This window comes from Phenylobacterium sp. (assembly GCF_036402295.1).
Classification (GTDB): Bacteria; Pseudomonadota; Alphaproteobacteria; order Caulobacterales; family Caulobacteraceae; genus Phenylobacterium.
Map to the genome: position 1 here is coordinate 22,464 of NZ_DASWTE010000106.1, position 6,210 is coordinate 28,673.

At 73.0% G+C, this 6,210-nt stretch carries 4 protein-coding genes; all 4 read right to left on the reverse strand.

Annotated features, from left to right (window positions below; genetic code table 11):
* Nucleotides 1-10: 10 nt before the first annotated feature.
* The 4 genes from VGD44_RS06745 to VGD44_RS06760 all read right to left on the reverse strand — a co-directional run bounded on the left by VGD44_RS06745 (nt 11) and on the right by VGD44_RS06760 (nt 6,207).
* Nucleotides 11-619 carry an OB-fold-containig protein gene (locus tag VGD44_RS06745; protein WP_331085181.1) on the reverse strand — a complete coding sequence of 203 codons (609 nt, stop codon included), beginning with the start codon at nt 617-619 and terminating at the stop codon, nt 11-13.
* Between the two features lie 89 nt (nt 620-708).
* Nucleotides 709-3,939 (reverse strand): error-prone DNA polymerase, encoded by a 3,231-nt coding sequence (locus VGD44_RS06750; RefSeq protein ID WP_331085183.1) that lies wholly within the window; start codon nt 3,937-3,939, stop codon nt 709-711.
* Entirely contained in the window at nt 3,912-5,585 is a 1,674-nt protein-coding gene (locus VGD44_RS06755; RefSeq protein ID WP_331085185.1) for a DUF6504 family protein, read from the reverse strand. Before VGD44_RS06755 ends, VGD44_RS06750 begins: the two co-directional genes overlap by 28 nt.
* A complete protein-coding gene (locus tag VGD44_RS06760; RefSeq protein ID WP_331085187.1) occupies nt 5,503-6,207 on the reverse strand; it encodes a protein imuA in 705 nt (234 codons plus the stop codon). Before VGD44_RS06760 ends, VGD44_RS06755 begins: the two co-directional genes overlap by 83 nt.
* Nucleotides 6,208-6,210 lie beyond the last annotated feature (3 nt).

Genomic DNA, 6,210 nt, shown 5'->3' on the forward strand with positions numbered 1-6,210 from the left:
CGGAGAGAAACTAGAGACGTGCGTCCTGCAGGGCGGGCCCGCCGCGGATCGCGAAGAAGGTGGCGCCGGCTCGTCGCACCAGCACGACGGTCTCGCCTTCGGCGAAGACGTCCTCGGGCGCGTCGGGCTCGACCATGACGTAGTGCGGCTGGCCGTGGGCGTCGCGGGCGCGGGCCTGGGCCGGCGATCCCGCAGCGGCCTCACCGGTGACGACGACGGCCATGCGGCCCACGAGGGTGTCGCGGTCGACGGCGGTGGTCTCCTCGGTGGGCAGGTAGCGGGCGAACAGGCGGCCGGCGGCGCGGGTCGTGGGCAGGGCGGCGGCCAGGGCCAGGGGGGCGGCGAGGAACCACGGCGCGGGTTGGCCGATGAGCGCGGCGACCAGCCGCTGGCCCATCAGGCCCAGGACGCCGAAGCTCAGCAGGAAGACCACCAGGAGCATGAGCAGCGGCAGGCGGCCCAGGTTCAGCCACTGGAGCAGCGAGAGATCGGCGGAAGCGTCGGCGTCGGAAACCAGGCTGGAGCCCAGGCCGGCCAGCTCGGCCGCGCCGATCAGGAGCATCAGGACGAGCGCGGCGACGAACGGCACATTGTCGCCCACCAGCAGGAATCCGACCATTCGCGCTTACGCCGCCCACGCCACAGTTGTGAGAGTCATAGGCGCCATCCAGGCGTTTGATAAGGGGATTCCGCCCCGCCGGCCGGCGATCAGTGGAAGTCGCGGCTGCGGATCAGGCCCCCGGTGACCCTGCTGTGGGCGGCGATCTCGCCCTGGTCCTCGCGCAGCTCGGCCAGGCGGCGGGAGAGGTCGCTGAAGCGCTCGGCGACCACGTGGACGACGCCGTCCACGCTCTGCACCTGGCCGTGCACGATCAGGAACGACGAGGTCATCACCAGCCGCCGGTTGGCCTCGAAGGCGTCGCGCCAGACGACGATGTTGGCGATGCCGGTCTCGTCCTCCAGCGTCATGAACACCACGCCCTTGGCGGTGCCGGGGCGCTGGCGCACCAGCACGAGGCCGCCCACCGACAGCCGGCGGCGGTCGCGGGCGGTCTTCAGCACCGAGCAGGGCACGACGCCCTGCCGCGCCAGGTCCTCCCGGAAGAAGTCCACCGGGTGGGCCTTCAGGGAAAGGCTGGTGGTCCGGTAGTCCTCGGCCACGCCCTGCGAGGCGGTCATGAACGGCAGTGGGACCTGCGCTTCCTTCAGGTTCTGGCGCAGCAGCAGGGGGGCCTCCTTCTCGGCGCCCCACTCGCCCGCGAGCCCCTTCACCGCCCACAGCGCCTCGCGCCGGGTCAGGCCCAGGCTGCGGAAGGCGTCGGCCTCGGCCAGCAGCTCCAGCGCGCGGCGCGAGATCCGGCTGCGGGCGAAGTCCTCGACCGTGCGCGCGCCGGCCGCCCGCGCCGCCACGATGGCCGCACCGTCGCTGTCCTGCTTCAGCCCCTTGATCTGGTGCAGGCCCAGCCGCACCGGCCGCAGCCGCTCCTCGGGGTCGTCCCGCGCCTCGAGGGTCGAGTCCCAGTCGCTGAACATCACGTCGGGCGGCCGCACCTCGACCCCGTGCTCGCGCGCGTCGCGGACCAGCTGCGCCGGCTGGTAGAAGCCCATCGGCTGGCTGTTGAGCAGGCCCACGAGGAAGGCGTCGGGCCAGTGGTGCTTCACCCAGGCCGAGACGTAGACCAGGATCGCGAAGCTGATCGCGTGGCTCTCGGGGAAGCCGTACGAGCCGAAGCCCTCGATCTGTTGGAAGCAGCGCTCGGCGAACTCCTGCTCGTAGCCGCGGGCCATCATGCCCTTCACGAACTTCAGGCCATGCTCCCCGATGGTGCCCACGTTGCGGAACGTGGCCATGGATCGCCGCAGCCGGTCGGCCTCGTCGTCGGAGAACTTCGCCGCGACGATGGCCACGCGCATGGCCTGCTCCTGGAAGAGCGGCACGCCATGGGTCTTCCGCAGGATGTCCATCAGCTCGTCGGGCGGGCCGTGGTCAGGATGCGGCGAGGGGAAGGTGATCGGCTCGATCCCGCTTCGCCGCTTCAGGTAGGGGTGGACCATGTTCCCCTGGATCGGCCCCGGCCGCACGATCGCGACCTCGATGACCAGGTCGTAGAACTTCCGCGGCTTGAGCCTGGGCAGCATCGACATCTGCGCCCGGCTCTCCACCTGGAACACGCCCACCGAGTCCGCCCTGCAGAGCATGTCGTAGACGGCCGGGTCCTCCTGCGGGATGTGGGCGACGTCGGTCACCTGGCGGCCGCCGATCGGCGGCAGCAGCGCGAAGCTCTTCCGGAGCGCCGTCAGCATGCCCAGCGCCAGCACGTCGACCTTCATCAGCTTCAGGGCGTCGATGTCGTCCTTGTCCCATTCGATGAAGGTGCGGTCGTCCATGGCCGCGTTGCCAATGGGCACGGTCTCGTCCAGCCGCCGCTTTGTCAGCACGTAGCCGCCCACGTGCTGCGACAGGTGCCGCGGGAAGCCCAGGAGCTCCTGGGCCAGCGCCGTGGCGCGGCGGATCTCGGGCGCGTCCGGGTCGAGCCCGGCCTGGCGGATGTGCTCGTCGGGGACGTCGTCGCCGTAGCTGCCCCAGACAGTGTTGGCGAGCGCGGCGGTGATGTCCTCGGTCAGCCCCAGCGCCTTGCCCACCTGGCGGATCGCCATGCGCGGGCGGTAGTGGATCACCGTCGCCACGATGGCCGCGCGGTGGCGGCCGTAGCGGCGGTAGACGTACTGCATCACCTCCTCGCGCCGCTCGTGCTCGAAGTCGACGTCGATGTCGGGCGGCTCGTTGCGGTTCTCGGAGATGAAGCGCGAGAAGAGCAGGTCCTGGTCGGGCTTGGTGGGATCGACCGAGGTGACGCCCAGGCAGAAGCAGACGCAGGAGTTGGCCGCCGAGCCGCGGCCCTGGCAGAGGATCTCCTGGTCGCGCGCCCAGCGGACGATGTCGTGCACGGTCAGGAAGTAGTTGGGGTAGTCGAGCTTCTCGATCAGGTCGAGCTCGTGGGCGACCAGGTTGCGCACCTTGTCGGGGATGCCGTCGGGATAGCGCCATTCCGCCCCGGCCCAGGCCAGGTCGCGCAGGTGCTGGATCGCCGTCTTGCCGGGCGGCACCGGCTCGTCGGGGTACTCGTAGCGCAGATCGCCCAGGTCGAAGGTCACGCGCTCGGCGATCTCGGCGCTGCGTTCCACCGCACCCGGGAAGCGGGCGAAGAGGCGGGCCATCTCGTCGGGCGCCTTCAGGTGGCGCTCGGCGTTGGCGGCCAGCCGCAGGCCGGCCTCGTGGATCGTGCAGGTCTCACGGATGCAGGTCAGCACGTCCTGCAGCGGGCGGCGCTCGGGGCCGTGGTAGAGCACGTCGTTGGTGGCCACCATCGGCATGCCGCTGAGCTCGGCGAGCGCGCCCAGCCGGCTCAGGCGGGCAAGGTCGCGCGGGCCGTAGCGGCGCGCGGCGGCCAGCCAGACGTCGGGCAGTTCGCGCGTGATCCGCCGCAGATCGCCCGCAAAGGCCTCGTCCAGCCGTTCGGGCGGGACCACCAGGGTGAGCTGGCCCTCGGCGTGGGCCAGGAAGTCCTCCCAGTGCAACTCGCACTCGCCCTTCTCGGACCGGAGTTGGCCAGCGGTGAGCAGCTTGGTGAGCCGCCCATAGGCCTCGCGGTCGGAGGGGTAGACGATGAGGCTGGGCGTGCCGTCGGCGAAGTCGAGCCGGCAGCCGGTCAGCGCCCGGATCCTCGCCCCGGACGGGCGCATGTCCTGCACCTGCCGCCAAGCCCGCACCACGCCGGCCAGGCTGTTGCGGTCGCAAACGCCGATCGCCTCCAGCCCCAGAGCCTCGGCCCCGATGACCAGTTCATGCGGATGCGACGCGCCCTGCAGGAACGAGAAGTTGGTGGTGGCCTGAAGCTCGGCGTATCGGGTCACGCGAACACCCCGTGCAGCCACCATTTCGGCGGCCCGTCGCCCTCGCCGTAGAGGCCGGCGCGGAACAGCCAGAAGCGGGCGCCGTCCTGGTCCTCCACCCGGTAGTAGTCGCGGACGTGGGCGACCGAGACCTCGCCGATCTCGCGCTTCCACCATTCGTCGCCGATCCGCTCGGGCCCCTCGGCGCGGCGCACCTCGTGCAGGCGGCCGCGCCAGCGGAACTGCCGCGGCGGGTCGTCGGGCAGGAGGGCGAAGACCTGCTCCAGCGGCTCGGGGCGGCGAAACAGGCGCACCGGGCGCGGCGCCTCGCGGTCCCAGGGCTGCGCCTCGGAGGGATCGGCGCCCAGGGCCGGGTCGCGGCCGACGGCGAGCTCGGGCACGTGACTCTCGACCGGGGCGGCGCGCCAGACGCGCTCGGGGCCCAGGCGGTTGACCAGCCGGTCGACCAGCGGCGCGAGGCCGTCCTCGACCGCCGCATCCAGCCCCGCCTCGATGCGCACCTGGCGGCCCGAGACGGGCTCGACGGCGTAGGCGCAGATGGTCACCGATTCGATGCCGAAGCCGGGATCGACCGTCTCCAGCTTGGGCTGGAACAGCCGCGCGATGCGGCGCGCGTCGCGGCCGGCCAGCGACAGGCCGATCGTCAGCGGCAGGGCCTTGCCGTCCACCCGGTGGAAGGCGATCTCGAAGCGCCGGGCGCCCTGGCCCTCGGCCTCCAGCCGGGCGCAGAGCTTGGCGGTGACGTCCTCGGTGACGCGGGCCATGTCCTCGGGCGCGCTGATCGGCTCGAAGAAGGCCAGCCGCGCGATCCAGGGCGTGGGCGGGCGGCGGAAGACGAGCGCTTCGGCCGCGCGGCCGAGGGCCTGGTCCAGCCGCTCCAGGGTGCGCGCCCCGAACCGGCGGCCGAGCGGGGCGCGGGGGATCTCCATCAGCTGGCCCACCCGGCGCAGGCCCAGCCGCTCGATCTGGGCGGCGGCCTCGGGGTCGAGGCGCAGAGCGGCGGGCGGCAGGGGCGCGAGCAGCTCGCCCTGGCCGCCGGGTGGCGCGATCGTCCCGTCGCGGCCGAACCGGCTGAGCGCCCAGGCCGCGCCCGGGGTGTCGGCGATGGCGAGGCGGAACGGCAGGCCGTTGTCCAAGAGGCGCGCGCGGAAGTCGGCCAGCAACTCGGCCTCGCCGCCCCATAGGTGGGCGACGCCGGTGATATCGAGGAAGAGGCCGTCGGGCGCGTCGGCCGCCACCGCTGGCGAGAAACGCACGCACCAGTCGATCAGCGCGGTCAGCGCTTCGGCGTCGGCCTCGGGATCGGCGTCGGCGGTCGCAAGCTCGGGGACCAGCGCCATCGCGTCGGTGGCCTTCTGGCCGGGGTAGAGGCCTAGCCGGTTCGCCTCCAGGCTGACGGCGGCCAGCCGGCGGACCTGCCGGACGGTCTCCACAAGTGCGAGCGGCGGCAGCGCCGCCTCCGCCACTTCGTGGTCCCCCTCCCCCCTTGGAAGGGGGGAGGAACTGAAGCCCGACTGTCCGCGCCCAGTTCCTCCCCCGCCCGCGGGGGAGGGGGACCACGAAGTGGCGGAGGGGGCGCTGGGAACGCTAGGCGGCGCGTCGGACGGGTTGCGCCGGCGCCAGTTCGCGATCGCCCAGGTCGGCGACCAGGCGCAGAGGATGCGCGACATCGCCTGCCTCCCACGAGTAGGCCTGATCGGCCTCGAGGATCCATGCGCCGGTCCGCCCGCCCCGGCAGCGTTCGAGCTCCACGCGGAACCGCGGGCTTCCCAGCCCGAACTCGCCGGCCGGCGGCTCGGAGGGGGCGGAAGCGACCCGCCAGCGCGTGGCGGCGACCGAGCCCGCGGCCTCCTGTTTCGCCGTCCCGCCGAACGGGCGGCGCTTGATTACGAAGCCCGTGGCCCCGCGCCGCTCGCAGGCCAGCTGCAGTCGCCGCCCGGCCGTGAGGTCCACCGCCTCCACCTCGCCGAACACCGCCGCCACGCCGACGGTGGCCAGCGCGTCCTCCATCACTGACAGCGCCTCGGCCTCGTCGCGGGCGCAGACCTGGATCAGCCGCTCGGTGGGAAAGCCCAGACCCGCCAAACCCGGCGCCCACAGGTCGTCGCGGCGCAGCACCCAGACCGCCTCGCCCCGGCGCGCAAGCGGCGCGGCCATCAGCGCGGCGTAGGCCCCCGGCGCGGCCGAGGTCTCGACCTCCAGGCCCGCGCCCACGATCTCGTGCCAGCGCCCCAGCGGCAGCCCGCCGCCCGCCAGCCGCCCGTCCAGCCGCTCGTCGCCGAACGGCAGCACGCC

What these genes read in the sequence shown, in the direction of transcription:
- VGD44_RS06745 (WP_331085181.1), bottom strand. Translation starts at nt 619, where the DNA reads ATGGTCGGATTCCTGCTGGTGGGCGACAATGTGCCGTTCGTCGCCGCG.
- VGD44_RS06750 (WP_331085183.1), bottom strand. Translation starts at nt 3,939, where the DNA reads ATGGTGGCTGCACGGGGTGTTCGCGTGACCCGATACGCCGAGCTTCAG.
- VGD44_RS06755 (WP_331085185.1), bottom strand. Translation starts at nt 5,585, where the DNA reads ATGTCGCGCATCCTCTGCGCCTGGTCGCCGACCTGGGCGATCGCGAAC.